Annotated in this window: 22 protein-coding genes; 7 read left to right on the plus strand and 15 right to left on the minus strand. The window is 68.8% G+C overall.

Features of this window, described 5'->3' with window-relative positions; all coding sequences use genetic code 11:
* Window positions 1–87 precede the first annotated feature (87 nt).
* Together AB0H76_RS16425 and AB0H76_RS16430 are read right to left on the minus strand one after the other, a co-directional pair.
* Window positions 88–1,521, minus strand: coding sequence for a FadD3 family acyl-CoA ligase (locus AB0H76_RS16425; RefSeq protein WP_357323743.1), 1,434 nt, complete (start codon window positions 1,519–1,521; stop codon window positions 88–90).
* Window positions 1,518–2,699, minus strand: a complete 1,182-nt coding sequence (locus tag AB0H76_RS16430; RefSeq protein ID WP_357323746.1) for an amidohydrolase family protein — start codon at window positions 2,697–2,699, stop codon at window positions 1,518–1,520. Before AB0H76_RS16430 ends, AB0H76_RS16425 begins: the two co-directional genes overlap by 4 nt.
* 153 nt (window positions 2,700–2,852) lie before the next feature.
* Between AB0H76_RS16430 and AB0H76_RS16435 the strand changes: the two genes are divergently transcribed.
* Entirely contained in the window at window positions 2,853–3,581 is a 729-nt protein-coding gene (locus tag AB0H76_RS16435; protein WP_357326209.1) for an enoyl-CoA hydratase/isomerase family protein, read from the plus strand.
* Entirely contained in the window at window positions 3,578–4,471 is an 894-nt protein-coding gene (locus tag AB0H76_RS16440) for an alpha/beta hydrolase (protein ID WP_357323749.1), read from the plus strand. Before AB0H76_RS16435 ends, AB0H76_RS16440 begins: the two co-directional genes overlap by 4 nt.
* Here AB0H76_RS16440 and AB0H76_RS16445 read toward each other — a convergent pair.
* The 13 genes from AB0H76_RS16445 to AB0H76_RS16505 form a co-directional block, all read right to left on the minus strand.
* Complete coding sequence (locus AB0H76_RS16445) at window positions 4,446–4,844, minus strand: DUF427 domain-containing protein (protein ID WP_357323752.1); 399 nt, start codon at window positions 4,842–4,844, stop codon at window positions 4,446–4,448. The two genes, AB0H76_RS16440 and AB0H76_RS16445, sit on opposite strands and share 26 nt — an antisense overlap.
* A 14-nt stretch (window positions 4,845–4,858) precedes the next feature.
* Window positions 4,859–5,725 carry an acyl-CoA thioesterase domain-containing protein gene (locus AB0H76_RS16450; RefSeq protein ID WP_357323754.1) on the minus strand — a complete coding sequence of 289 codons (867 nt, stop codon included), beginning with the start codon at window positions 5,723–5,725 and terminating at the stop codon, window positions 4,859–4,861.
* A 37-nt stretch (window positions 5,726–5,762) separates the two neighbouring features.
* Entirely contained in the window at window positions 5,763–6,314 is a 552-nt protein-coding gene (locus AB0H76_RS16455) for a carboxymuconolactone decarboxylase family protein (protein WP_357323757.1), read from the minus strand.
* A 61-nt stretch (window positions 6,315–6,375) separates the two neighbouring features.
* Window positions 6,376–7,119 carry a 3-oxoacyl-ACP reductase FabG gene (fabG, locus tag AB0H76_RS16460; protein WP_357323760.1) on the minus strand — a complete coding sequence of 248 codons (744 nt, stop codon included), beginning with the start codon at window positions 7,117–7,119 and terminating at the stop codon, window positions 6,376–6,378.
* The gene (locus AB0H76_RS16465) at window positions 7,116–7,949 is read right to left on the minus strand and encodes a TauD/TfdA family dioxygenase (RefSeq protein ID WP_357323763.1); all 834 of its coding nucleotides are present in this window, start codon (window positions 7,947–7,949) and stop codon (window positions 7,116–7,118) included. The genes fabG and AB0H76_RS16465 overlap by 4 nt, the downstream gene beginning before the upstream one ends.
* Window positions 7,946–9,376, minus strand: a complete 1,431-nt coding sequence (locus AB0H76_RS16470; RefSeq protein WP_357323766.1) for an aldehyde dehydrogenase family protein — start codon at window positions 9,374–9,376, stop codon at window positions 7,946–7,948. Before AB0H76_RS16470 ends, AB0H76_RS16465 begins: the two co-directional genes overlap by 4 nt.
* Window positions 9,376–11,082, minus strand: a complete 1,707-nt coding sequence (locus AB0H76_RS16475) for a thiamine pyrophosphate-binding protein (protein ID WP_357323770.1) — start codon at window positions 11,080–11,082, stop codon at window positions 9,376–9,378. The genes AB0H76_RS16470 and AB0H76_RS16475 overlap by 1 nt, the downstream gene beginning before the upstream one ends.
* 2 nt (window positions 11,083–11,084) lie before the next feature.
* A complete protein-coding gene (locus AB0H76_RS16480) occupies window positions 11,085–12,002 on the minus strand; it encodes an SDR family NAD(P)-dependent oxidoreductase (RefSeq protein WP_357323773.1) in 918 nt (305 codons plus the stop codon).
* 9 nt (window positions 12,003–12,011) lie between these two features.
* Entirely contained in the window at window positions 12,012–13,835 is a 1,824-nt protein-coding gene (locus tag AB0H76_RS16485) for an NAD(P)/FAD-dependent oxidoreductase (RefSeq protein WP_357323776.1), read from the minus strand.
* Window positions 13,836–13,862: 27 nt separating this feature from the next.
* Window positions 13,863–15,224: an aromatic ring-hydroxylating dioxygenase subunit alpha gene (locus tag AB0H76_RS16490; RefSeq protein ID WP_357323779.1), complete on the minus strand. Its 1,362-nt coding sequence runs from the start codon at window positions 15,222–15,224 to the stop codon at window positions 13,863–13,865.
* Window positions 15,225–15,250: 26 nt separating this feature from the next.
* Window positions 15,251–16,099: an SDR family oxidoreductase gene (locus AB0H76_RS16495; protein ID WP_357323782.1), complete on the minus strand. Its 849-nt coding sequence runs from the start codon at window positions 16,097–16,099 to the stop codon at window positions 15,251–15,253.
* A 5-nt stretch (window positions 16,100–16,104) separates the two neighbouring features.
* On the minus strand, window positions 16,105–17,697 hold the full coding sequence (locus tag AB0H76_RS16500; RefSeq protein ID WP_357323784.1) for an SMP-30/gluconolactonase/LRE family protein: 1,593 nt from the start codon (window positions 17,695–17,697) through the stop codon (window positions 16,105–16,107).
* A 218-nt stretch (window positions 17,698–17,915) separates the two neighbouring features.
* Window positions 17,916–18,722 carry an FCD domain-containing protein gene (locus AB0H76_RS16505; RefSeq protein ID WP_357323787.1) on the minus strand — a complete coding sequence of 269 codons (807 nt, stop codon included), beginning with the start codon at window positions 18,720–18,722 and terminating at the stop codon, window positions 17,916–17,918.
* A gap of 75 nt (window positions 18,723–18,797) precedes the next feature.
* Here AB0H76_RS16505 and AB0H76_RS16510 point away from each other — a divergent pair, with 75 nt between their 5' ends.
* The 5 genes from AB0H76_RS16510 to AB0H76_RS16530 all read left to right on the plus strand — a co-directional run bounded on the left by AB0H76_RS16510 (window position 18,798) and on the right by AB0H76_RS16530 (window position 24,158).
* Window positions 18,798–19,949, plus strand: coding sequence for an acyl-CoA dehydrogenase family protein (locus AB0H76_RS16510; RefSeq protein WP_357323790.1), 1,152 nt, complete (start codon window positions 18,798–18,800; stop codon window positions 19,947–19,949).
* A gap of 64 nt (window positions 19,950–20,013) precedes the next feature.
* Window positions 20,014–21,012 carry an acyl-CoA dehydrogenase family protein gene (locus AB0H76_RS16515; RefSeq protein ID WP_357323792.1) on the plus strand — a complete coding sequence of 333 codons (999 nt, stop codon included), beginning with the start codon at window positions 20,014–20,016 and terminating at the stop codon, window positions 21,010–21,012.
* Window positions 21,013–21,016: 4 nt separating this feature from the next.
* Window positions 21,017–21,799: an enoyl-CoA hydratase/isomerase family protein gene (locus AB0H76_RS16520; protein ID WP_357323795.1), complete on the plus strand. Its 783-nt coding sequence runs from the start codon at window positions 21,017–21,019 to the stop codon at window positions 21,797–21,799.
* On the plus strand, window positions 21,796–23,025 hold the full coding sequence (locus tag AB0H76_RS16525) for an acyl-CoA dehydrogenase family protein (protein WP_357323798.1): 1,230 nt from the start codon (window positions 21,796–21,798) through the stop codon (window positions 23,023–23,025). The genes AB0H76_RS16520 and AB0H76_RS16525 overlap by 4 nt, the downstream gene beginning before the upstream one ends.
* Window positions 23,022–24,158 carry an acyl-CoA dehydrogenase family protein gene (locus tag AB0H76_RS16530; RefSeq protein WP_357323801.1) on the plus strand — a complete coding sequence of 379 codons (1,137 nt, stop codon included), beginning with the start codon at window positions 23,022–23,024 and terminating at the stop codon, window positions 24,156–24,158. The genes AB0H76_RS16525 and AB0H76_RS16530 overlap by 4 nt, the downstream gene beginning before the upstream one ends.
* The last annotated feature ends 25 nt before the right edge of the window (window positions 24,159–24,183 follow it).

Below are 24,183 nucleotides of genomic sequence, written 5' to 3' on the forward strand. Positions count from 1 at the left end.
GGCTGTACACGCCGGTCCCGTATGGGTGAGATCGTAAATCTCACTGGTGGAGAATGTCACTCTCCCAAGAGAATAACAGTGCATCCGCTATCGCAGTTGGTCCTTTTGTACTTTTCCGGTCGCGTTCAGTGGCAGCCGGTCCAGGAACCGGACCGAGCGCGGCACCTTGTACCCGGCCATGTGCGCCCGCGCCCACTCGAGCAAGTCCGCTTCCGCGACAACGCTTTCCGCGACGACGAACGCCTTGCCGACCTGCCCGAGCCGCTCGTCGGCGACACCGACGACCGCGACCTGCGCCACGGCCGGATGCTGGAGCAAGATGCCTTCGATCTCGGCCGGGTAGGCGTTGAAGCCGCCGACGATGAACATGTCCTTCTTCCGGCCGATGATCCGGAGCCGGTTGTCGGCATCGAGGCTGCCCAGATCGCCCGTGTGCAACCAGCCGTCGGCGTCGACGGCCTGCGCGGTCGCCACCGGGTCGTCGAGATAGCCCTGCATCACGGAGTAGCCGCGCACCAAGACCTCGCCGTCGTCGGCGATGCGCACTTCGATACCCGCGCAGGGTGTTCCGACGGTGCCGGCGATCTGCTCGAAGGTGTCGCCGGGACGGGACGCGGTCGCCGTGCCCGCCTCGGTGAGCCCGTAGCCGGTCATGATCGAACGGAACGGCAACTCGGTGCTGACCCGCCGGATCAGCTCCACCGGGATGTCCGCGGCCCCGGTCACCGTGGCGCGCAACGAGGACAAGTCGCGCGAGCCCGTGGCCAGTAGGAGCGAGGAGAGCAGGGTGGGCGGCCCGGGCAGCATGGTCACGCGTTCGCGCTCCACCAGGTCCAGCACGCGCTCGACGTCGAAGACCGCCACCGGCAGGATGGTCGCGCCGCGGAGCAGGGCGGCCACGACGCCGGCCTTGTAGCCGAAGGTGTGGAAGAACGGGTTGACGATCAGATAGCGATCGCCCGGGCGCAGGTCGGCCAGATCGCACCACTCGGCGTACATCCGCAGCGTCTGGGCGTGATTCATCATCACGCCCTTGGGTTTTCCGGTCGTGCCCGAGGTGTAGACGACATCGGCGATATCCGTGCCGCTGACCTCGCGTTCGAAAGGTGCACCACGGGATAGGAACTGGGATCGGAGATCGACCACCCGCACGCCGTCGGGAGCGGTGTACTCGACGCCGAGGAAATCCTGCTGGACCAGAACCATGCGCGCGCCGCTGCGGCGGAGGATGTCGGCCGCCTCCTCGGTGCGGAACCGGGTGTTGACCGGCACCAGCACGCCGCCCGCGGTCAGTATCCCGAAGGCCGCGATGATCCACTCGGCCGAGTTCGGCGCCCAGATCGCGACCCGGTCGCCCTTGTCGATACCCGCCGCGGCGAAGGCGCCCGCGGCCCGGCGCACCCGCTCGGCCAGTGCGGTGAAACTCAGCCGCAGCGGCCCGTCGACGACCGCTTCGGCAGCACCGAAGCGGTCGGCCGCCTGCTGGACCAGCTGCGGCAGCGTCGAGCAGGATTCGGTCATACGCCCAGCAGCCGCGCGAGATTGCCACCCATGATCTTGGCCTGATCCTCGACGGGCAGGTGGGTGAGCATATCGGCGAAATGGGTCGGCTCGGCCAGGCCCTCGGGATGCGGGTAGTCCGAACCGAACAGCACCCGGTCCACGCCGACCAGGTCGATCAGTTCGGTGACCCCCTCCTCGTAGAACGGGCTGACGTGGATGCTCTTCTTGATCGCCGCGACCGGATCCTGCATGCCGAAGCCCTCGGGCGCCTTCTTGTAGACGTCGGTGAGGGTTTCGAGCAGCGGCTTGAGCCAGGCCGAACCGCTCTCGATGATCGCGAGCTTCAACTCCGGGAAGCGGAACAGCGCGCCGTGGCACACCCAGGAGGCCACGGTGTCCTGCACCGGCCGCCACTCGTTGACCATGCGGAACGCGTTGGTCTGGAACGGCAGCATCTCGGTCTTGCTGCCCTCCCATTCGGCGTCGAAGCGGGAGTAGCCGCTGTCGGAGGAGTGCATCGCGACCAGGATGTCGTGCTCGACGACCCGCTTCCAGAACGGATCGAATTCCGGCAGCGCGAACGAGCGCGGGCCCTGGAAGCCCGGGACCGGGGCGGGCCGCACCAGGATGGCCTTGGCGCCGTTCGCGACGACCCAGTCCAGTTCCTCGATGGCCTTGTCCAGGATCGGCAGCGAGATCACCGGGGTGGTGAAGATCCGGTTCTCGTAGTTGAAACCCCAAGCCTCCAGCAGCCATTCGTTCAGGGCGTGCACCACGGCGTGGATCAGCTCCGGATCGTCACGCATGCGCTCCTCGACCAGGCTCGCCAGCGTCGGGAACATCAGACTGCGGTCCACCCGCAGTTCGTCCATGAGCGCCAGGCGGGCGCCCGGCTCGCGGAAGGCCGGCACCGCCTTCATGGACTTGCCGAAGATCTCGCGCTTGCTCTTGCCCTCCGGGTTGCCGTTCTTGAAGTAGTCCTCCATCGCGCCGGGCCGCGCCACCACCTCGAAGGTGGGGTTGGGGATGTACTCGCTGATGTGGCCGCGCACCGCGATCTTGGTGCGGCCGTTCACCTGGACGTACTGGATCGCCTTCTTGTACTTGTCGGGCAGGTACTTGGTGAGCGAATCCTCGGTCTCGTAGAGGTGATTGTCGGCGTCGAACAGCGGGTACGGCAGGCTAATCGCCGTCATGGAATCCTCCTTCGCGGTTTGTGAGAATAGTATTCTCACTCGGCATGCCTGGCAATGCCCAGGTGCCGTGGTTGATCGAGTCATCGGTCGATACCGTGCGGTTAGGTTATTCTCCGTAGAGGAGAATCAAGATTTCAGATGGGAGTGCCCGACATGGTCGACCTGGAGTTGGACGCGGGGGTCGCGGTCATCACGATCGATCGCCCGCACGCCCGCAACGCCATCGCGCCGGCCACGATGGACGAGCTGGACAAGGCCATCACCGCGGCGGCCGGCGCGCGCACGCTGGTCATCCGCGGCGCGGGCGACAAGGCCTTCGTTTCCGGCGGAGATCTCAAGGAGCTCAGTGCGTTACGCACCGAGGCGCAGGCCGCGGCGATGGCCTGGCGGATGCGAGGGATCTGCGACCAGCTGGCGGAATTCCCGGCTCCGGTGCTCGCCGTGCTGAACGGGCACGCCTTCGGCGGCGGCGCGGAAGTCGCTGTGGCCGCGGACATTCGAGTGGCGGCCGACGACATCAAGATCGGGTTCAATCAGGTCGCCCTGGAGATCATGCCGGCCTGGGGCGGCGCTGAGCGGCTGGCCGAGCTGGTCGGCCGCAGCCGGGCGCTGCTACTGGCCGGATCCGGTGTCGCGCTGGACGCCGTCGAAGCCGAGCGGATCGGTCTGGTGCAGAAAGTCCTGCCGCGGGCGGAGTTCGAGGACGGCTGGCGCGCGCTGGCTCGCGCGCTGGCCAATCGGCCGGCCGGGGAGATCAAGCGCGTGCTGGCGGGTGTCCCGGCGCAGGAGGCGGTCACCGCGTTCGCGCGGCTCTGGGTTCAGGACGCGCACTGGGCGGCCGCGGACCGGGTCATGAATCGAAGTAGAGAGGGCAAGTCATGACACTCACCGAATTCGATCTGCTCGAGCTGGAATACGAGCGCCCGGTCCCGGTGGTCGCGGAAATCGACGGCATCCCGATGACCGGCCTGCTGGCCGAAGTGCCGCAGCCGCGCGCGGTACTGCTCGCACTGCACGGCGGCCAGACCACCTCCCGCTACTTCGACTGCCCCGGCCACCCCCGGCTCTCGCTGCTGCGCACGGCGGCCCGGCTCGGATACACCGCGCTCGCGCTGGACCGGCCCGGATACGGCGGCAGCGCGGCGTATCCGGAGTTGCTGGCGGACCCGCGCCGGCGGATGGAGCTGATGTACGCCGCCCTGGAGGCGGTCCTCGGAGCGCGCCCGCGCGGCAAAGGGGTTTTCCTGCTGGCACATTCGGCCGGCTGCGAACTCGCCGTGCGGATGGCGGCCGACGCACGCGGGCCGCACCTGCTGGGCATGGAGCTGGGTGGTTCCGGGGCCGAGGCGAACATGGCGGCGCCGCTCGGGAGCGGGCGGGCCGGGAGCGTCCGGCATCTGGTCTGGCATCCGGAGCAGGCCTACCCGCCCGAACTGGTCGGCGGCGCCGCGATCGGGGCACCGCGCCCGGAGCACGAGGGCGTCGCCGCGCACCTGCGCTCCCGCGACGAATTCCCGGGCCTGGCCGCGCAGGTGCAGGTCCCCCTGCACATCACCGTCGGTGAGCACGAGCAGGTGTGGCGCACCGACGCCGAGGCGCTCGCCGAGTACACCGGGATGTTCAGTGCTGCGCCGCGGGTGGAGCTCGAGGTGCTGCGCGACGCCGGGCACAATCTGAGCCTGGGCTACAGCGCCGCCGCCTACCACCTCGAGGTGCTGGCCTTCGCCGAGGAATGCCTGACCAAGGTCATCGGCCCGCCCAGGGAGCGCTGACCGCGGGATCCGCCACGCCGATCTCGACGCGGACCCGGTCCTGGTAGAAGCCGAGGTGCCCGCGCAAGAGCGCGACCTCCGGATAGGGGTCGTGGTATTCCCAGGCCACCGGGTCCGGTCCGGCCACTGGTCGCCAGTACCGGGCGATGCCTTTGAACGGGCAGCGCGAGGTGTGCTCGTGCGGGACAAGCAGATCGAAGGTCACATCGTCTTCCGGCAGGTAGAAGACAACGCCGTGATCCTGTTCGGCCACGAGCAGGCTCGTGCTCGACTCCGCGAGTGTCTCGCCCATGTGCGTCACCCGGATCAGGTTGCGGATGCGCTGGATGCCGACTCGGTAGTCCGGCCGGCTCGCGAAACCGGATGGCTCCATCGGCGGTCCCTTCTCTAGAGAACGGCGCGGGATGCCGTGCCGCCCTGGTTGTTCGGGTAGTCGAAGCCGCGCACCATGGCGTGCACGGAGTAGGAGGCCAGCAAGCCGCCCACCTCGGTGTAGACCCGGCCCTCGCTCTGCGCGTGGCCGCGCCCGGCATAGATGACCCGGGTGGCGTAGAGCAGCCACTGGGTCACGTCGGCCGTATCGTGAAACGTAATGGTGGCCATGGTGATTCCGGCGGAGAGCGAGTGGTGTGCCATCGACTGGGTGAAGTCCGGATGCGGGCGTAGCGCGGCGGCGACCGTCCAGTGCGTGGTGGACTGCGTCAGCAGCGCGGCGTGCAGGTACCGGTGTTCCGGTTCGTCCTGAAATCTGGTCCAGACGAACAGCTCCGGTGGGCCGACGCGGGCCGCGTCATCGGTGTAGGCGTCGCCGACGACGCGGATATCGCGTCCCGCGACCACCGCGCCGGGCAGCTCGTGGGAGCGCAGCCGGCTCGGCGGGTCGACCTCGGGCATAGGGGCCGTCGAGCGGATGAGGTCGGGAGGATCCGCGTCCAGGAGCACGATGGCCGCGCCGCACAGCGAATCGTGCTGGTGTACCCGGACTTGCGCGGAGCTGAAGGTGCGACCGCCGCGCAGCAGGTCGACCGTCAAGTCCAGTGCCGCGTCGTGTGCTGCGGCGCGTGAGAAGATCATCGACGCCGAGACCACCCGCTGGTGGGGCACCTGTTTGGCGCTCGCCACCACGGCGGCACCCAGCAGTTGCCCGGCCTCCACGACATTGCGCTCGGTCGGGCCGTGCGCGGGTGCGCGGTAGCGGCCCGCGGTCAGGGGCTGAACATCCATCAGCCGCACCAGTTCGGCCTGGGTCCACATCGTGGGTCTCCCGTCGTTCTCATAGGCCGCATGTGCCTCACCGTGCGAGGTCTGTCCGGGCGGCGGGCAGGTGTGGGACCAGGCCAGGTTCTGGTTCGACGCCGAACGTGCGTAAAGCCATGGCCAGGAGCGCGTAGGTGCCCACCGTGAAAACGAGGTCCATCAGCTGACGTTCGTTGAAGTCCGTTTCCAGTGTGGCCCATGTTGTTTCGGTGATCACGCCATCCGTGAGCAGTTCGTCGGCGGCCAGGACGAGCATTCGTTCGGTGGGTGCCCAGCCGGGAGCATCTGGCCCTTCGGCCGCCCGCACAATGTCCTGTGGCCCGTGCCCCGCCTCCGCGGCCAGCAACACATGCTGGGCCCATTCGTAGTCGCTGCCGCGCACATGCGCGACCCGGAGAATCAGCAGCTCCCGGTGTCGTGGCGAGAGTGAATTGCTCTGGAGCAGATGCCGATTGAAAATCAAGAACGGCTTGGTGAGCGCAGGGTAGCGCGCGAGCGTGCCCAACAGGTTGGCCCCGCTCTGGCGACCCGCCTTCGGTGTGCCCGCACGGGCCGAGCCGCGGAACTCTTGGATAAAGGCAGTCATCTCCGCCGACCAGTCCGGCTCTGGTGTGGGTGGGATACGGGGCATCTCTGTCCTTTCGAACTCAGGTGTTGCGGCCGCCGTTGACACCGATGATCTGCCCGGTCAGGTAGGCGGCTTCCTCGCTCACCAGGAAAGCGCAGGTGGCGGCGATGTCCTCGGGCCGTCCGACGCGGCCGACGGGGGTCTTGGCGATTTGCTCATCCATACTGAAAACGCCTTTGCGCAGGCTGTCGCGCATCATGGGCGTTTCGATGAAGCCGGGTGGAATCGTATTGACGGTGACGCCCGCGCGGCCGAATTCGAGGGCCAGCACCTTGGTCAGCCCGACCATGCCCGCCTTCGCGGATACGTAGGCGGCCATCCCGGCGACACCGCTGTGCATGCTGGAGGACGAGATGTTGACGATGCGTCCCCAGCCCTGCGCGATCATGTCCGGCAGCACCGCCTGGCAGCAGTCGAACGCGCCGGTGAGGTTCACCGCCAGCACCCGGTTCCAGACCTCGGCGGTGAGGTCGAGGAACGGCCCCGCGACGGTGATGCCGGCGCTGTTGACCAGAATCGCCGGTGCGCCGAGGGTGGCGCGGACCTCGGCGACCGCGCTGTCGATGGCGGCGCGGTCGGTGACGTCGACGCCGAGGCCGACGGCCTTGCCGCCCGCCGCGCCGATCGCGGCCGCCGCCGCCCGCGCCGCGCCGCCGTCGACATCGAAGAGCGCGACCAGTGCGCCGTCCGCAGCCAGCCGGGAGCCGATCGCCAGGCCGATCCCGGACGCGCCGCCGGTGACGATCGCTGTGCGAGAGGTCATTTGATCGACTCCTCGCCGACGACCGTGGAGCGATGCATGCGGCGCGGCTGCGACCGGTCGAATTCGCAGGCCCGGTGCACCAGCCCGGTGTTGTCCCACAGCACCAGGTCCCCGACCGACCAGGTGTGCGTCAGGACGTGATCGGGTGTGGTCGCGCGCTGTTCGAGATCGTCGAGCAGGGTTCGGCTTTCCCGCGCATCCAGGCCGACGATGTGGGCGGCGCTCGCGCCGATCACCAGTGACTTGCGTCCGGACTCGTGGGTCCACACCAGCGGGTGCACGCGGTCGGGCCAGCGCGCCCAGTCCGCGAGCTGCTCCGGGGTGGGCTCGGGGTAGCTCAGGCGCTGAATCCGCTCCATCCGGTGCACCACCCGCAGTCCGGCGAATCGTTCCCGCTCGGCGGCGGACAGCTCGTCGTAGGCGACATAGGTGCTGGCGAAAGCCGTCTCGCCGCCCCGCTCGGTGATCACGTGCGCACTCAGCACGGACGTCTTCGCCGGGACCGCGTCCATCGACCCGTCGATGTGCCAGTAGTCGTTGCTGGGGAAGTATTTCGCGTTGGGGTTGGCCGGGTCGAAGCTGATCTCCATGACGTTCGGGTTCGCGTACTTGCCGAACTGCACCAGGTCGCCGAGTTTCCGGGAGAAGGCGACCTGCGCCGCGTCACCCGCGTGCAGTTCGCGGAAGAGCACCACGCTGTGCTCCTCGAGCAGATCCACGCAGCCCGCGGCGAGCTCGTCGTCGTGCAGCAGGCGCTCGACATCGACGTCGAGCACCTCCACCCCGACACGTGCGCCGAGTTTTTTCGTGGTGATCGAGGACCTGGTCACTGCGGCGCCGCCGCGTACCCGAGGATGCCCTTGGTCTCCAGATACTCCTCGAACCCGAATTCGCCCCACTCGCGGCCGTTTCCGCTCTTCTTGTAGCCGCCGAACGGACTGGAGAAGTCGAACCCGTCGTTGATGGAGACGTACCCGGCCCGGATCCGGCGGGCGAGCGCGCGTGCCTGGTCGAGGTCGGCGCCCGCGATATTGGCCGCGAGGCCGTACTCGGTGTCGTTGGCCAGGGCCACCGCGTGGTCGATGTCGTCGTAGCCGAGGATGCTGAGCACCGGGCCGAAGATCTCCTCTCGGGCGATGGTCATGTCGTTGCCGACATCGGCGAACACCGTCGGCTTGACGTAGTAGCCGCGCGCCAGCCCCTCCGGCCGGCCCACACCGCCCGTGACCAGCGTGGCCCCCTCGTCGATACCCTGCTGGATGAGCCCCTGGATCCGCTCGAACTGCGCGGCGGACACCACGGGGCCGAGGTCGGCCGTGCCGGTCGGATCGCCGACGGTGACCTGTTCGGCCGCCGCGCGCGCCGCCTCGACGGCTTCGGCCATCCGGCCTCGTGGCACCAGCATTCGCGTAGTGGCGCTGCAGGTTTGACCGGCGTTGAGCGTCACCGCGGCCACACCCTTACCGACATTGGCGGCGAACGCCGCGTCGTCGAGCACGATGTTGGGGCTCTTACCGCCCAGTTCCTGGGTGACCCGCTTCACCGTGGGCGCGGCATTGCGGGCGATCTCGATGCCGGCCCGGGTAGAACCGGTGAAGGAGATCATGTCGACTCCCGGATGCGCCGACAGCGGCGCTCCGGCGCCGGGACCGTCGCCCTGCACCAGGTTGAACACGCCCGCGGGAACGCCTGCGGCATCGAGGATCTCGGCGAAGAGCTGACCGGTGAACGGGGATTTCTCGGAGGGCTTGAGCACCATGGTGCAGCCGGTGGCCAGCGCCGGGAACACCTTGACCGCGATCAGGCTCAACGGCCAGTTCCACGGCGTGATGAGGCCGCAGACGCCGATCGGCTCCTTCACGATCAGGGTCGGACCGCGCTGCTCGCTGAAGGCGTAGTGCTCGAGCACCTCGATCGCTTTCGCCAGATGCCCGGCCGCCAAGTCCAGTTGGAAGCCATTGGCCAGCGCGCGCGGCGCGCCCATCTCCTCGGTGAGCGCCGCGCCCAAATCGTCCCGGCGCTTCTGATAGGCCTCGGCGATGGCGTGCAGCACCTCGCTCCGCTCGGCGACCGTCGTCGCGGACCAGGCGGGAAAGGCGTGCCGGGCCGCGGCGACGGCCCGATCGATGTCGGCGGCCGTGCCCGCCGCGACGGTGCCGGCCACGTCCTCGGTGGCCGGGTTGACCACCTCGAAGGTGCCCGGTCCCGCCGGATCCACCCACTGGCCGCCGATATAGAACTTCGAGTAGTCGCGCATCACTGCATTCCCTCCGCGTACCAGGTCCGGAATTCGTCGTAGCTGGGCATCTCCTCCGAGTTCGCCTTCGGATCGACTGCCACATGGATCACGCCGGGCTTGCCGCTGGCGTAGGCGCGTTTGATGGCGGGCGCGATATCGGCGTCGCGCTCGACGTATTCGCCGTAGCAGCCGAAGCCCTCGGCGACCTTGTCCAAACGGGTCGCGGTGCTCCAGTGCACGCCGGTCTCGAGCGAGCCCGGCCCGAAAGTCCGCTTGTAGACGCCGACTTCGAGTCCCCAGGCGTAATCGACGGCCACGACGCACACCAGCGGCAGCCCCAGGCGCGCCGCCGTCTCGAGTTCGGCGATGTGGAACTGGAAGGATGAATCCCCGGTGATGAGCATGACCGGTCGCTTGCCGCCGTCGGCGACGGAAGCGCCCACGGCATAGGGGAGCCCGGTGCCGAGATGGCCGAAGTTCTGGTTCCAGATCACATCGCGCGGCTTGGCCTGGGAGTAGGTCCAGCCGAAGATCGTGGTGGCGCCGCCGTCCCGGACCATGATGCCGTCGGTGGGAAAGGCCTGCGTCGCTTCGACTATCAGGCGCGCGGGATGCACGGGCGACAGGCCGGAGGGCGCCGCGGCGGCCAGTTCGGCCAGCCGGGCCGCGTCCTGCTCGATCCAGCCCGCCAATTCCGGGGTCGGTGCGCGGGGTGTGTCGTGCAGTGCCGCGGTCAATTGCGGCACGATGGCGCGCAGGTCGCCGACCAGGGGCACGTCGATCGGACGGTTCACGCCGATGGCGGTCGGGTCCTGCTCGATCATGATCCATTTGCGCGCCGCCTCGCCCGCGACCCAGTGCCGGCCGCGGCCGTAGTGCACCGGTTCGCCGAGTTCGGTGCCGATGGCCAGGCACAGATCCGATGTCACCACCGCGTCCACCGCGGCGGGGGAGAAGCCGTAGGGGAAGGTGCGGTCCGCCAGGCCTTCGATATAGGAGGTGCCGCCGGAGGTTTGGATGATCGGGCAGGCCATCGCCTCGGCCAGCGCGCGGACCGCCTGCCCGGCGCGGGCGGTGTGGATCCCGTGACCGGCCAGCAGGATCGGCTGCTTCGCCGCGCGGATCAGCGCCGCCGCGTCGGCCACCGCGTCGGGCCCGGCGGTCTGACCGACGAGGCGATACCGGTGCGGCGGCAGGGCCGGTGGCACGTCCAGCTCTTCCTGGATGACGTGGATCGGGTACTCGATATACACCGGCCCGGGTGTTCCGGACAGCGCCCTGCGCAGGCCCTCGCGGATGACTTCGTCGGTCTGGTCGGCGTATTCGATACTCGCGGTGTATTTCACCGACGGCTCGAACAACCCGGACTGCTTCACGAACTGGATGCGGCCCCGCCGCACCCGCTGCTCGGTGATCCGGGAGCGTTGCCCGCCCAGGAAGATCACCGGCGAATTCTCGACCTTGGCGCACATCATCGCGCCCGCCAGATTCGCCACGCCCGGGCCGAGCGTCCCGATGCAGACGGCGGCCCTGCCGGTCATCCGGGAGACCGCCTCGGCCATGAAACCGGCGGATTCCTCATGGTGCGGGGCGACCACGGTCCAGCCGCGCTCCTGCGCGAGATGGAACAGGTGCACGAAATTCGGGTCCGGGATGCCGAAGAGGGTGCTGATGCCCTCGGCTTCGAACAGGTCCAGGAGGCGTTCGTAGACTTTGACTCCCATGGTCACTTCCCTTCGGTCGCCAGGGCGAAGCTCTTGACGATGTGATCGATGTGCGCGGAGGGGACGACGGGCAGAATCCAGGCGTCGCCGGCGGTGTCGCGAATACCGGCGATGTGCTCGGCGATCTGCTCGATGGTCCAGGACGGCCGGTACACGCCGGGCGTCTCGGCGATATAGGCGCGGGCCACCCGGCCCGCGATGGCGACCAGCATTTCGCCGCTGATGGAGCAGGATTCGTGGGCCAGCCAGCCCACCGCCGGTGCGACCAGTTCCGGTTGCATGGGCGGGTAGGCCGAGGTGTCGATGCCCTCGGCCATGCGGGTCAGCGCGGCGGGCACGATGACGTTGGATCGCACGCCGACCGCCGCGCCCTCGAGTGCCACCACATTCGACAACCCGATCATCGCGGACTTGGCGACGGCGTAATTGGCCACGCGCTGATTGCCGTAGAGCCCGCCGATCGAGGAGGTGAGCACGACCCGCCCGTACCCGGCAGCGCTCATCTGCGGGAAGGCGGCCCGGACGACGTGGAACGCGCCACGCAGGTGCACGTCGAGCACCGCTTCGAAATCCTCGAAGCTCAACTCCGACAGCGACCCGGGGCGCACGGTGCCCGCATTGTGAATGAGGATGTCGAGACGCCCGAAGGTGTTCAGCGCGGTATCGATGATCGCCTGCCCGCCGGCGGGCGTGGCGACCGAGTCGGTGCTGGCGACCGCCGCGCCGCCGAACTCCCGGATCGCCCGCACCACCTCGGCGGCCACGTCCTCCCCGTGCTCGTCGCCGCGCAGGGTGCCGCCGGGGTCGTTGACCACGACGCGCGCGCCGCGGGCGGCCAGCAATTCGGCATAGGCGCGGCCCAGGCCGCGTCCCGCCCCGGTGATGACGGCGACGCGATCGTCGAATCTGAGCTGAGTCATGCGGTGCCCCTACGCGCCTAGGGTGAGGCCGGGCAGCTCGCCGGTCGCGCGCCACGCCTCGAGCAGGTCTTCGAAAGCGTGGAAGCCGGGCCAATAGGGTTCGCCGAGGTGCGAGCGAATCTGTTTCTCGCCCTCGTTGTTGTAGTAACCCGGCGTGCATTCGCGCTGGAAATTGGAGTTGTCGACGGCCGTCTCGCGCACCGTGGCGCACCATTCGGCGACCGCCCTGGCGGTGGGTTCGACCGTGGTGGCGCCGGATTCGGCGGCGCGGGCCAGGATGTAGGCGATGTGCCCCGCCTGCTGATCGAACATATCGGTGGTGCTGGCGGTGACGCCGCCCTGGAGAAATCCGGTGAAGAAGATGTTCGGGAAGCCGTGGGTGGTGAGCCCGTGCAGGGTCTGGTATCCGTCGGCCCAATGGTCGTAGAGCGAGCGCCCGTCCCGTCCGGTGAACGGTGCGATGCCGAGGCGACGATTCAGATCGGTGGTGATCTCGAAGCCGCTGGCGAAGATAATGCAGTCCACCTCGTGTTCGATGCCGGCCGCGACGATGCCGGTGGCGGTAATGCGTTCCACGCCTTTGGTTTCGGCGACGTTCACGAGGGTGACGTTCGCGCGATTGAAGGTGGGCAGATACTCGTCGCTGAAACACGGCCGCTTGCACAGGAATCGGTAGTAGGGCTTGAGCGCCGCCGCGGTCGCGGGATCGCGCACCACCTCGTCGACCCGCGCGCGGACGCGCTCCATCGCCTTGTAGTCCTCGACCTCGCGCAACTCCATGAACTTCTCCGGAGTCAGCGTCGCCCAGCCGCCGGTGGCGCTCAGGTGCGCCGCCAGGTTGCGGCTGACCTCGGTCCAGCCATCGCAGATCAGATCCGGCTGGCCGGGCGCGAACGCCTCGAACGCGGCGGTGTGGAAATTGCGTTTGCGCTCGCGGGTCCAGCCGGGTCGCAGTGCGGCGGCCCATTCCGGGTCGGTCGGGACATCGCCGCGGTCGTAGATGTAGGAGGGTGTGCGCTGGAAGACGTACAGATGTTCCGCGGCCTGCGCGAGATGCGGAATCACCTGGATGCCACTGGCACCGGTACCGATCACCGCCACGTGTTTACCGGCCAGCTTGTCCAGCCCGCCCCGCACGGATCCGCCGGTGTAGTCGTAGTCCCAGCGCGCGCTGTGGAAAGTGTGCCCCTGGAATTCGTGAATACCCGGTATGCCGGGCAGTTTGGGCTTGTTGAACGGCCCCTGCGCCATAATGACGAACCGGGCGCGGAACTCGTCACCCCGATTGGTGCCGATCCGCCAGCGCTCGCTCGCCTCGTCCCACGCCAGCGACCGCACCTGCGTGCTGAATACGGTGCGCTCGTAGAGATTGAAATGCTTACCGATCCGCTGGGCGTGCTCGAAGCATTCGTCGCCCCGGGCGTACTTCTCGGTGGGGATGTATCCGGTTTCCTCGAGCAGCGGCAGGTAGCTGTAGCTGTCGGTATCGACCTGGATGCCGGGATATCTGTTCCAATACCAGGCCCCGCCGAAATCTCCGCCCAATTCGATGATCCGGAAATCGGTGACCCCGGCCTGCTCGAGCCGGGCCGCGGCGATCAGGCCCGCCCAGCCGCCGCCGAGAACGGCCACGCCGATCTCGGCGGTGATCGGTGCGCGCGGCACGACCGCGGTGTAGGGATCGGCGGCGTAGAACTCGTCGAATCCGTCCTCGGTCACCAGGTACTGGCCCTGGCCCTCGGTGCGCAGCCGCTTGTCGCGTTCGGCGAGATAGCGCTCGCGCAAAGCCGGCAGGTCGATCTCGGGAGTCTGGGTGGGCGCACAGTCGTGCATTCGAACGTCCTTGCTGGGGTGGGTGATTCAGGCCAGATCGCGGGGCGCGCCGGTGCCCATGTACGCGGCGAGGTTGTGATGCAGGTTGACGACGCTGCGTTCGCGATAGGGGTTGGGTTTCGGGCCGGAGAAGCCACGGCTCTTCAAGCCTTGCTGCACGGCGGCCATGTTGTCGAAGTCCTGCGGCAGGACCGAGCGCCAGTTCGGATCGCCCACCGGGGTGTACTCCCATTCGGTGTGCGGTTCCGCCCCGGGCGGGAACAGTTCGAAGACGGCGGCCTCGAACACGCATTTGTCGGGGTCCTGCCCGTACGGCCGGAATCGGTAGCAGAGCATGTTGTTCAGCGCGTGCCCGATCTGGAAATTCGGGAAGATCTGCCAGGCGGTGCCGGCCGCGGCGACGATGCCCGGGTCGACCTTGGGCCAGACCACGCCGCGCGCCTCGTCCTCGGAGCGGGCGGTGTCGAGCCAATACCGCAGCACCTCCGGCGCCGGTGTGCCCGCCGGCAATTCGTCCACCAGGCGGTTCGCGACGTCGACCAGTGTGCGGGTGGTGTTGGTGTTGGCGTTCTCCCAGGTGAAGTTCTGCAACGTAGCCGTGGAGACCCGGGCGTCGGGACCGCTGCCCAGCCGCACCTTGGCCTGATTCTCCTCCATGCCCTTGGGCGCGTCGTATCCGATATTGCTGTGCTTGCCCTGCGTCCGAGCCCAGCCCAGGAACTGACCGAAGTTCATGAACTCCGGATGGGTGTACGGCACGTGATAGGTCTCCATGAACGCCTCGAACGCGACCTTCCAGTTGCACTCGAAAGTCAGCCAGCGCCGCCACCGATAGCGCATGTTCTCCAGCTCGAAATGCTCGAGCAGACCGGCCGCGGGTTCCAGGAAGTCGCGCAGCGGTTCGCAGTCCGGATCCATGTTGACCCAGACCCAGCCGCCCCAGGTGTCGACCCGCACAGCGGTCAGGCCGTCGTTGCGTTCGGTCAACCCGCACGGCCAGTCCGCGCGTTCGGCCGCGAAGGTGTTGTTGCCCTCCAGGTCGTAGCGCCAGCCGTGGAACCCGCAGACGAACTGCTTGCGGCTGCCGCGGGCATCGTGCGCGCCGGGCGGGATGTCGACCAGCCGGCGACCCCGATGCGCGCACACGTTGTGGTGGGCGCGAATGGTGTCCGGCGCGGTGCGCACCAGCAGGATCGAGTCGATGCCGATCTCGTAGGTGAGGAAGTCGCCGACGCGCGGGATCTCCTCCACGCGACAGGCCTGCTGCCACACCTTGGCCCACAGTTTGTCGCCCTCGGCCCGGGCGTAGTCGGGGGAGATGTAGGCCTCCACACCGATCGTCATCGGAGTCGAGAGTGGTTGCGCCGGTGCGGAATCGATGTCGGTCATGGCGTCCTCCTGGGGAAACCGTGGTGTCAATGCGTGATGGCGGCGCGGAAGCCGTCGTCCTCGAGGAACAGGGAGGTGTGGTCCGCGCCGAGGTGGGTCCACTTCAGGTTCAGGCCGCCGTCCACCAGCAGGGTCTGGCCGGTGATGTAGCCGGCCAGCTCGGAGAGCAGGAACAGGACCGCGCCCGCCTGCTCCTCCGGCCGGCCGCGCCGGCCCATGGCGATGGCCCGGCGATCCCGCTCGGGATCCGCGCCGACATAGGCCCGCGACGCCGGGGTTTCGGTGACGCCAGGTGCCACGGCATTGACCCGGATGTCGAGCTGCGCCAGCTCGACGGCCAGGGTGCGGGTCGCGGCGACCAGGGCCGCCTTGGCGGTGCCGTAGGCGATATGGAACGGCGCGGTGTTCATGCCGCTGATCGAGGAGATCGAGACGATCGACCCGGGTAGACCGCGCGCGGTCAGCTCGGCCGCGACCGCCTGACTCATGAAGAACATGGTTTCCAGGTTCTGGGTGAACAGGGCGCGCCAGTCGGTGCGGGTGACCCGGGTGGCGGGCATCCAGGTCGCGGGCGCGGCGCCGCCGGCCACGTTGACCAGGCCGTACAGGTCGCCCTCGGCGTGCCGGGCGTGCTCGAGCACCGTGGCGATGCCCGTGTCGGTGGCGGCGTCGGCCGCCACCGGCAGCACCGGAAGGCCGGCGGCGGCAAGCGGTTCGATATGGGTGGCGAGATTATCTTTCGACCGGCTCACCGCGATGACCGTCGACCCGGCTTCGGCGAGCAGCCGGGTCACCGCCGTGCCGATACCGCCGCCGCCCGCACCGGAGACGATGACTACGCGCCCGGCCAAACCGGGAAAAGTGTTGTGTTCCATGGCCGCTACTCGGTGAACCGCAGCGCCAGGACGCTGCCCTCGGCGTCGGCCGAGAGGTAGACGGTGCCGTCCGGTCCCGCGGTGATCCCCGCGAACGGACCCATCGGACCCGAGAACGGCGGCGTGCCGCGCAGGGGTTTGGCGACCACGCCGGGCGGTGCGCCGACCGGAAGATTCGTGGCGAGGGTCTGGCGTGCCCCGGTCTCGAGATCGACGCCGATCAGTGCCTGTAGTCCGGCGTCGACGATCAGTAATTGCTTGCCGCGCACCAGGATTCCCTGTGGTGTTTCCAGTCCGTCCATGACGGTGTCCACCCCGCTGCCGCTGATCGAGACGATGCGCCCGGCGCCGGATTCGGAGACCAGGACGGTGCCGTCCGGGCCGAACGCGACACCCATCGGCGCGGTCAGGCCCGAGGCCAGCACCGAGACCTGCCCCGATCGGATCGAGAGCACCCGCCCGGTGCCCAGCTCCGCGGCGACGATCGTGCGGTCCGCGGTTGTCGCGACGCCGTAGAGCTGGTCGAAACCCTGGGCCACGATCTTGGTCTGGGCGTCGGGGCCCGGGCGGTAGTAGGCGACCTCGCCGGTGGAGGTGGTGCACAGCAACTCCTCGCCGACGGCGGTGATGCCACGCACGTAGCCGGGCGTGCCGGGGCTGAAAAGCGAAGCGATCTGGTGCAATTCGCCGTCGCGGAACAGGTAGAGATAGGTGCCGTCGGCCAGGTAGAGGGTGCCGTCCGGGCCGACGGTCAGATCCAGGGGCCACATCAGACCGCCCGGGAGAATTTCCTCGGTCGCGCCGCCGGCGAGGATTTCGGTGATCTCCCCGGTGAAGCTGGAGACGAACAGCCGGTCGCCGACGAAGGTGCAGTTGTCCAGGCCGGGAGCCAGGCGGGCCAGCACCTGCCGGTCGCCGGTGCGCGGGTCGATGCGCAGCACGTCGCCGGTCTGCACCTGGGTGGAGACGAGGAAGCCCGCGGCGTCGAACTTGACCGAGTCGGGAACGCCGAGATCACCCGCAACGCGTTCGGGGACACCACCTTCCGGGTCGATCCGCCAGATGTCGTTGGTGCCCATGACCGGGTAGTAGAGCAGGCCGTCCGGGCCGACCTCCATGGCGTTGGGCATCGGCAGGTTGTCCTGGAGGACGCGCGGGGCGCTGCCATCGAGCGGTAGCTCCAGCAAGCGCCCGCCGACCCGGCATTCGTTGACGAACAACCGGCCCCGGTGCACGGTGATGCCGTTGGCGCCAGGCAGGTCGTCGCGCAGGACGCGGGTGCGACCGTCCTTGCCGCGCAGGCTGACTCGCGCGTCCATGTACTCGGTGGCGAAGAGGTTGCCGTCGGCGTCGAAGGCGATGTCGTCCGGGGCGATGATGTCGCCGCCCTTGGCGCTGATGGTCTCCAGATCGCCGGTGGTGACGTCGAGGGCGCTGATCTGACTGCCCGCGACCTGGGCCACGTAGATGCGATCGTCGGCGCCGGTGCGCAGGCCGTTCGCGCCGAACAGGCGGCTCGGAGGCGTGAGTCGTTCGATGTGCACCCCCGCGGTGGAGGTGATGGATGTGGTGCTGCTGTAGCGCGCGCCCTGACTCAAGGCGGGCCTCCCTGAACGGTGAGAACGTCGATGTGCGTGGCGATCTGCGCGACGGCCGAATCGGTCCGTTTCGTGATGCAGGCCACTGGCTTGTGGGGTCACAGTACGACAATCCTCATAAGGATAGCAATACTTGACAATTGGTCGTCCGGGCCGGAAAAAGCCTGGCCCGCGAAAGGATTCGCGGGCCAGGCCGGGGGAGACGCGGTTCGGCGGAGTTAGATCCGCATCCCGCGGCTCGATTGCATGGCTTGACGCACCACGTCGGCGGAGGCGTTGACCACGCCGTTGTCGAACCGATCCAGCACCAGTTTCTGGGTGGCGGCGAGGTGGACGCGATAGAGGCGCTCGGCCTCCACGTCATCGCCGGCCGCGATCGCCTCGGTGATGCGCACGTGGGTGTGCACGGCCTCCGCGGAGTCGGTCGGCGACGGATATTCGCCCCGCTTGGTGAGCACTTCGGCCCACGCCTCCTCCTGGGCCGACCAGAGCGCGACCAGGCTGCTCACCACGTAGCGCACCGTGGCGTTGGGGGTGAAGGACACGACCAGGTCGTGGAACGCCCGTGCCGTGTGGGTGAACTCGATGCCCTCGCCGATCAGGGCCTCGCAGGACCCGATATTGGCCTGCAGGGCCGGGATCACCACCTCGGCGCGGTCGGCGCGGCGCGCGCATTCGGCGGCGCACATCGGTTCCAGGGTGCGCAGGCCTGAGGCCAGATCGCCCAGGGTGACCCGCGCGCCCTGCAGGGCCAGCCCGAGGTGGTAGGCCGCCGAGGATTCGTTCGGGCGGTGCACCTCGGCGCCGCCGACATTGCCGCGCCGGACGGTTACCAGGCCCTCGGTCTCCAAGATGCGCAGGGCCTCCCGGATCGAGGGGTAGCTGACCCCGAAGTCCTGGACCAGCTGGTCCTGAGTGGGCAGCCGGTAGTCGTCCTCGCCGCTCAGGATGCGGGTGCGCAGTTCCGCGGCAACGGTTTCCGCGATGCGGCGTTGCGGGATCCTGGCTCGGCGGGGGTTGGTCACCTCGCGAGTTTACCCACAGGCCTTTGACCATTCAAACATTGCTATCCTTATGAGGATTGAAGTACGGTTCGCCCCATGGACTTCGAGATGGGCGAAGCCGCGGCGCGCCTGCGCGGCGAACTACGCCGGCTCGTGGCGGCGGAAGTGCCCCCGGACTTCCTCGGCGCGTTCACCGACGATCCGGCCGATCTGGCTGTGGCACAGCGCTTCTGCCGCGTGCTCGCCGATCGGGGACTGCTGTGTGCGGCCTGGCCCGCGGAGTACGGCGGCCGCGATGCCTCGGTGTGGGAACAGACCGTGGTGCGCGAGGAGATGTGGGCGCGGCACGAGCCCCGTGGCGCGCAATACATGGGGGTGAACTGGGTAGGTCCGGCGCTCATGCGGCATGGCAGTGTGGAACAGCGGCGCAAACATCTGCCGTCGATCGCGCGGGGCGAGGTGATCTGGTGCCAGGGGTTCAGCGAGCCCGACTCCGGGTCGGATCTGGCTTCGCTGCGCACCGCCGCCCGCCCGGACGGGGACGGCTGGTCGATCTCCGGGCAGAAGATCTGGACCTCCTACGCGCAGATGGCGCAGTGGTGCTTCCTGCTCGCCCGCACCACCAAGGAGGGGCGAAAGCAGCAGGGGCTCACCGTCTTCCTGGTACCGATGTCGAGTCCCGGTATCGAGGTCCGGCCGATTCGCTCGATGCTGGGGCCGCACCACCTCAACGAGGTGTTCTTCGACGGTGTGCGGGCCACCGAGGCCGATGTGCTCGGTCGGGTCGGGGAGGGGTGGCAGGTGGTGCGGGAGGTGCTGGCCTTCGAGCGGGTCGGGATCGCGCGGTATGCCCGGTGCGAAAGGTTGCTGCACACCGCCCCGGAGGTGCTCGGGGAGACGCGCTGGGAGGAGCTCGTGCCACAGTTGCGCGGACGGTGGGCGCGGATGCTCACCCACTGCCGGCGCGCCCGGCTGCTCGCGTATCAAGTCCTGGCCTTGCAGCAGGAAGGGCAGGTCGCGCCGGGTGACGCTGCCGCCTACCGGATCGCGGTCACCCGGCTCGACCAGGACAGCGCCGCCGTCCTCACCGAGATCGCCGCCGCCGCGCCGGACGACGAACCCGGGCGTCGCTACCGGCGTGCGGTCGCTGACCACTGGCGATACGCGCAGGCCTCGACCGTGGCTTCGGGAAGCATCGAGATGCAGCGAATTCTCTTGGCGCGCACGCTGTTGGACGGTGCGGCGTAATGACGGTCCCGCGCGCATACCGATCCGTCCGGACGACCACCGGCGCAGCAGAAGGTAGGGCGTGATGGACGTGCAACTGTCACCCGAGGCGCTGGAATTCGGCCGGCAAGCCAGGCGGGCCTTCGAACTGGCCGGCGGGGATACGCTTCTGCGGCGCGCGGAACACGACCAGCGGCTGCGGAGGGAACTGGCCGAACCGGTCCTCGCCAGCCTCGGCGTTTGGGACCTGGCGCCCCGGCTGGACGTTGGCGAACTGGAGGCTGCTGCTGCCCTGTGCCGAAGTGCGGGCTACTGGGCTGTTCCCTATCCGGTGGCCGAACGCTTGGTCCGCCCCGATCGCGGCGCCGACGGCCTGGTGGTGATTTCCGAACGCGACCCCCGCGGACAACTGGCGGGACTCGATGACTTCCGCTGGGCGGCAGTGGCACTGGATGGCACACCTGGCAACGTCACAGTGACGGATGCCGAGGGGCCGCCCCGCCAGACCGCGTTCAGCGTCCGATTGCAATGGCAGACCGCCGCTACAGCGGCTGAGCAGCCGGGTGCGGGTGGCATGGTCGGACTGGCGGCGGACGGTGCGGGAGCGCGCGATCTGGCGCTCGGGCTGGTGCTGCCGTGCTGGACGTTGCTCGGGATGTTGGATCGGGCGGTGGATCTCACGCGGGCGCATGTGCTGGTCCGGGAGCAATTCGGCCGGCCGCTGGCGGAATTTCAGGCGGTGCAGTTTCAGCTGACCGAGGCCGAGGTCGAGCGGCGGGGGGTGGACCTGCTGGCGCGGTATGCGCTGTGCGGCATCGGCTCCGGGGATCCCGGGGTGGTCGAGGACGCGCTGGCGTTGCGGCTGGGTGCGCTCGAGGCCGCGGAGATCGTGTTCCGGGTGGCGCATCAGCTGCACGGTGCGCTCGGGTTTTGTGACGAGTCGCCGTTGTCGTGGCTGTCGCGGTACAGCTTGCCGCTGCGCCGGTTGCCGCTCGGTAGTGCCGCTACCGAGGAGCTCTTGACGCGCCGGATCGGGCGTCGGGGGCTGACCGGGCTGTTTTCGGGAAAAGCGCAGGGAGCGTGAGGGTATGGAATACGAACTTCCCGACGCGGTGCGGGTGCGAAGCGAGGGGCCGGTTCGCGTGGTCGTGCTGGATCGTCCCGGCGAGCTGAATGCAGTCGATGCCGAGATGCACTGGGCGCTGGCCAATGTCTGGCGGCAGTTGGCGGCGGACCGCGAAGCGCGGGTGGTCATCCTCACCGGGGCGGGGCGGGCTTTCAGCGCGGGCGGCGATCTGGAGTGGATCAGCTCGTTTCTCGACGATCCGGTAGCGCGGGACGAAAGCATCCGGGAGGGTGCGCAGATCATCGAGGAGATGCTGCGGTTTCCGTTGCCGGTGATCGCCGCAGTCAACGGCGCGGCGGTGGGGCTGGGGGCGAGCCTTGCGATCTTGAGCGATATCGCCTTGATCTCCGAGCGGGCGTATCTGGCGGATCCGCATGTCGCGGTGGGGCTGGTCGCCGGGGACGGCGGTGCGGCGTTCTGGCCGTTGCTGACGCCGATCTTGCGGTCGCGGGAGTATCTATTCACCGGTGATCGCATCGACGCCCCGACCGCCGTGCAGCTCGGATTGGCGAGCCGCGTCGTGGCGGCCGACGATTTGCTGCCCGCCGCACAACTGCTGGCCGAACGATTGGCGGCGCAGCCGGCCGAGGCGCTGCGCAGCACCAAACGCGTGGTCAATATGCACCTTTCGCAAGCGCTGGCGGGCCCGTTGCAAGCGGGGTTCGCGGCCGAAGTGGTCACTATGCAGTCCGACGAGCACCGCGCGCGGCTCGTGGCGTTGCGGCGGCGGGCGGCCACGCGATGACCGCCGGCAACGCGCAGGCGGCGGGCACCGGTCTGACCCCGCTCATCGAATTCCGGGCCGAGGTCAGGGACTGGTGCCGCACGCATATTCCCGGCGACTGGCGGGCGGCGCAGACCGATGCGACCGACGCCGAATTTGTCGCTTTTCAGCGGGAGTGGTTTCGCGCCCTGCGTGGCGCGGGGTTCGCGGTGCCGCATTGGCCGCGGGAGTGGGGCGGCGGGATGTCGGTCGCCCGGCAGGTGGTGCTGTATCAGGAGCTTGCCGCTCAGGATGCACCGCGGCTGGTGCTGGGGTTCGTGGCGATCCATCATGCGGCCGCGACCTTGCTCGCGGCGGGCACGCGGGCTCAGCGGGAGCGTCATCTGCCCGGCATTCTCGACGGCGAGATCTGGGCGCAGGGTTTTTCCGAACCGGGTGCCGGGTCGGATCTGGCGGCGTTGTCCACGACCGCGCGGCGCGACGGCGAGAACTATGTGGTGACGGGGCAGAAGGTGTGGGCCAGTGGAGCGCAGTTCGCGGATTGGTGTCTGCTGCTGGCCCGAACGGATCCCGATGCGCCCAAACGTCAGGGCATCTCGTACTTCCTGATGGACATGCGTTCACCCGGCGTCGACGTGCGCCCGATTCGCCAGGCGACCGGCGAATCGCACTTCTGCGAGATCTTCCTCGATGAGGTGCGGATTCCCGTCACGAATCTGGTCGGCGCGGAACACGCGGGCTGGCAAGTCGCGCAGCGCACGCTCGGCGCGGAGCGCGGCCTGACAATGCTGGAGCTGGCCGAGCGGCTGGGTAACGCCGGGTTCCGGTGGCTGCTCGAGGCGTGCACGCGACCTGATCCGGACGGCCGGCGCCCGATCGAGGACCCGGTGGTTCTGGACCGGCTGGCTACGTTCGATACCGAGATCACCGGGTTGCGTGCACTGTGCCGCGATCTGGTGGAACGCCACGACCGGTCGGCCACGGGCCCGGCCGACGCCTCGATCGTGAAGCTGTACTACAGCGAATTGCTCCAGCGCCTCACCGACTTCGGTGCTGAGCTCGGCGGCGTGGCGGCCCACGGCGTGCTGCGTAAACCGAGGTCGGGGGGCTGGGAGTCCGGGGCCTGGGTGCTGGATTTCCTCGGGTCCTGGGAGTGGACGATCCCCGGCGGTAGCAGCGAGATACAGCGCACCATCATCGGGGAACGCGGCCTCGGGCTGCCCCGGGAACCGGTGGCCGGGCGATGATCGAAACAACCTCGCCGGCCTCCGAATTCGTTGCACTGCATGCGGAGTTGCGCGACGTGACACGAGATCTCTTGGCGCGAACCGGCCCGGGCGGGTCCGTCCAACCGGTGGTGGCAGCCCGGCAAGGGTGGCTCGGGCTCGAGGTGCCGGAGGAATTCGACGGCGCTGGAGCGACGTTCGCGGAATCCGCGGTCGTCCTGCGGGAATGGGGCCGGGCCGTCGCGGTGGGGTCTTATCCGAGTGCGGTCCTCGCCGTGGGAACCTGTCTCGCGCTCGAGCCCGAGCCCGCGCGAGACCAGTTGTTGCGCGACCTCGCCGCGGGAGAACGCACGGTGGCGGTGGCACTCACGGCCGACGCGGGCGCGTGCGATGCCACGGTGCCGCCGTTTCGGCTCCGGTATTCCGGCGGTCGCCTCACACTGTCGGGCCGTGCGGAATTCGTGTCGGACCTGCCGCGGGCGGACCGGTTGCTCCTCGTCGCCGCGGATCCGCACGGTCTGCCTGTCGTGGTCTCAGTGGCCGCGGACACCGTCGGCATCGTGCCGCGGCCGCTACTGGATTCGACCCGGAGCTTCGGCGGCATCGTGGCCGACGAACTCGCGGTGCCCCCGGACTCGATCCAGCACTTCATCGGTGACCCGGTCGCCGCCGTGGGACAGCTGCACGACCGCGCCGCCCTCACCATCGCCTGCGACAGCCTCGGCCTGAGCGCGGCCGTCCTCGACGCCACCGTGGCGTACGCGGGCACCCGTACCCAATTCGGCCGGCCCATCGGCACATTCCAGGCGGTGAAACACGCCTGCGCCGACATGCTTGTGCGACTCACCGTGTCCCGGCACCTGGTCGGCGCGGCGGTACGTGAGGTGGCGGCCGCGGCGCCGGGTGCCGGTATCGCCGTCGCCATGGCCAAATCCCACGCCTGCGCCGCGGCGGTCGACCTCGCCGGCAAGGCCATGCAATTGCACGGCGGCTACGGCTACACCTGGGACAGCGGCATCCACCGCTATCTCGAGCGCGCCACTCTGAACCGCGCTCTCTACGGCACCCCGGCGGCGCAGCGCCGCCGCATCTCCGCGCGCTACGGCGCGGCGATCCAGCAGTCCGGCAGCACCGAGAAGGACAGTCGACGATGACAGCGCGCCCCCGACGGCAACAGTG

It is taken from the genome of Nocardia sp. NPDC050712 (genome assembly GCF_040654295.1).
Taxonomy (GTDB): domain Bacteria; phylum Actinomycetota; class Actinomycetes; order Mycobacteriales; family Mycobacteriaceae; genus Nocardia.

What these genes read in the sequence shown, in the direction of transcription:
- AB0H76_RS16445 (WP_357323752.1), bottom strand. Translation starts at nt 4,844, where the DNA reads ATGGAGCCATCCGGTTTCGCGAGCCGGCCGGACTACCGAGTCGGCATC.
- AB0H76_RS16510 (WP_357323790.1), top strand. Translation starts at nt 18,798, where the DNA reads ATGGACTTCGAGATGGGCGAAGCCGCGGCGCGCCTGCGCGGCGAACTA.
- AB0H76_RS16490 (WP_357323779.1), bottom strand. Translation starts at nt 15,224, where the DNA reads ATGACCGACATCGATTCCGCACCGGCGCAACCACTCTCGACTCCGATG.
- AB0H76_RS16470 (WP_357323766.1), bottom strand. Translation starts at nt 9,376, where the DNA reads ATGCGCGACTACTCGAAGTTCTATATCGGCGGCCAGTGGGTGGATCCG.
- AB0H76_RS16475 (WP_357323770.1), bottom strand. Translation starts at nt 11,082, where the DNA reads ATGGGAGTCAAAGTCTACGAACGCCTCCTGGACCTGTTCGAAGCCGAG.
- AB0H76_RS16450 (WP_357323754.1), bottom strand. Translation starts at nt 5,725, where the DNA reads ATGTGGACCCAGGCCGAACTGGTGCGGCTGATGGATGTTCAGCCCCTG.
- AB0H76_RS16525 (WP_357323798.1), top strand. Translation starts at nt 21,796, where the DNA reads ATGACCGCCGGCAACGCGCAGGCGGCGGGCACCGGTCTGACCCCGCTC.
- fabG (WP_357323760.1), bottom strand. Translation starts at nt 7,119, where the DNA reads ATGACCTCTCGCACAGCGATCGTCACCGGCGGCGCGTCCGGGATCGGC.
- AB0H76_RS16485 (WP_357323776.1), bottom strand. Translation starts at nt 13,835, where the DNA reads ATGCACGACTGTGCGCCCACCCAGACTCCCGAGATCGACCTGCCGGCT.
- AB0H76_RS16455 (WP_357323757.1), bottom strand. Translation starts at nt 6,314, where the DNA reads ATGACTGCCTTTATCCAAGAGTTCCGCGGCTCGGCCCGTGCGGGCACA.
- AB0H76_RS16435 (WP_357326209.1), top strand. Translation starts at nt 2,853, where the DNA reads ATGGTCGACCTGGAGTTGGACGCGGGGGTCGCGGTCATCACGATCGAT.
- AB0H76_RS16440 (WP_357323749.1), top strand. Translation starts at nt 3,578, where the DNA reads ATGACACTCACCGAATTCGATCTGCTCGAGCTGGAATACGAGCGCCCG.
- AB0H76_RS16480 (WP_357323773.1), bottom strand. Translation starts at nt 12,002, where the DNA reads ATGACTCAGCTCAGATTCGACGATCGCGTCGCCGTCATCACCGGGGCG.
- AB0H76_RS16530 (WP_357323801.1), top strand. Translation starts at nt 23,022, where the DNA reads ATGATCGAAACAACCTCGCCGGCCTCCGAATTCGTTGCACTGCATGCG.
- AB0H76_RS16495 (WP_357323782.1), bottom strand. Translation starts at nt 16,099, where the DNA reads ATGGAACACAACACTTTTCCCGGTTTGGCCGGGCGCGTAGTCATCGTC.
- AB0H76_RS16430 (WP_357323746.1), bottom strand. Translation starts at nt 2,699, where the DNA reads ATGACGGCGATTAGCCTGCCGTACCCGCTGTTCGACGCCGACAATCAC.
- AB0H76_RS16425 (WP_357323743.1), bottom strand. Translation starts at nt 1,521, where the DNA reads ATGACCGAATCCTGCTCGACGCTGCCGCAGCTGGTCCAGCAGGCGGCC.
- AB0H76_RS16520 (WP_357323795.1), top strand. Translation starts at nt 21,017, where the DNA reads ATGGAATACGAACTTCCCGACGCGGTGCGGGTGCGAAGCGAGGGGCCG.
- AB0H76_RS16515 (WP_357323792.1), top strand. Translation starts at nt 20,014, where the DNA reads ATGGACGTGCAACTGTCACCCGAGGCGCTGGAATTCGGCCGGCAAGCC.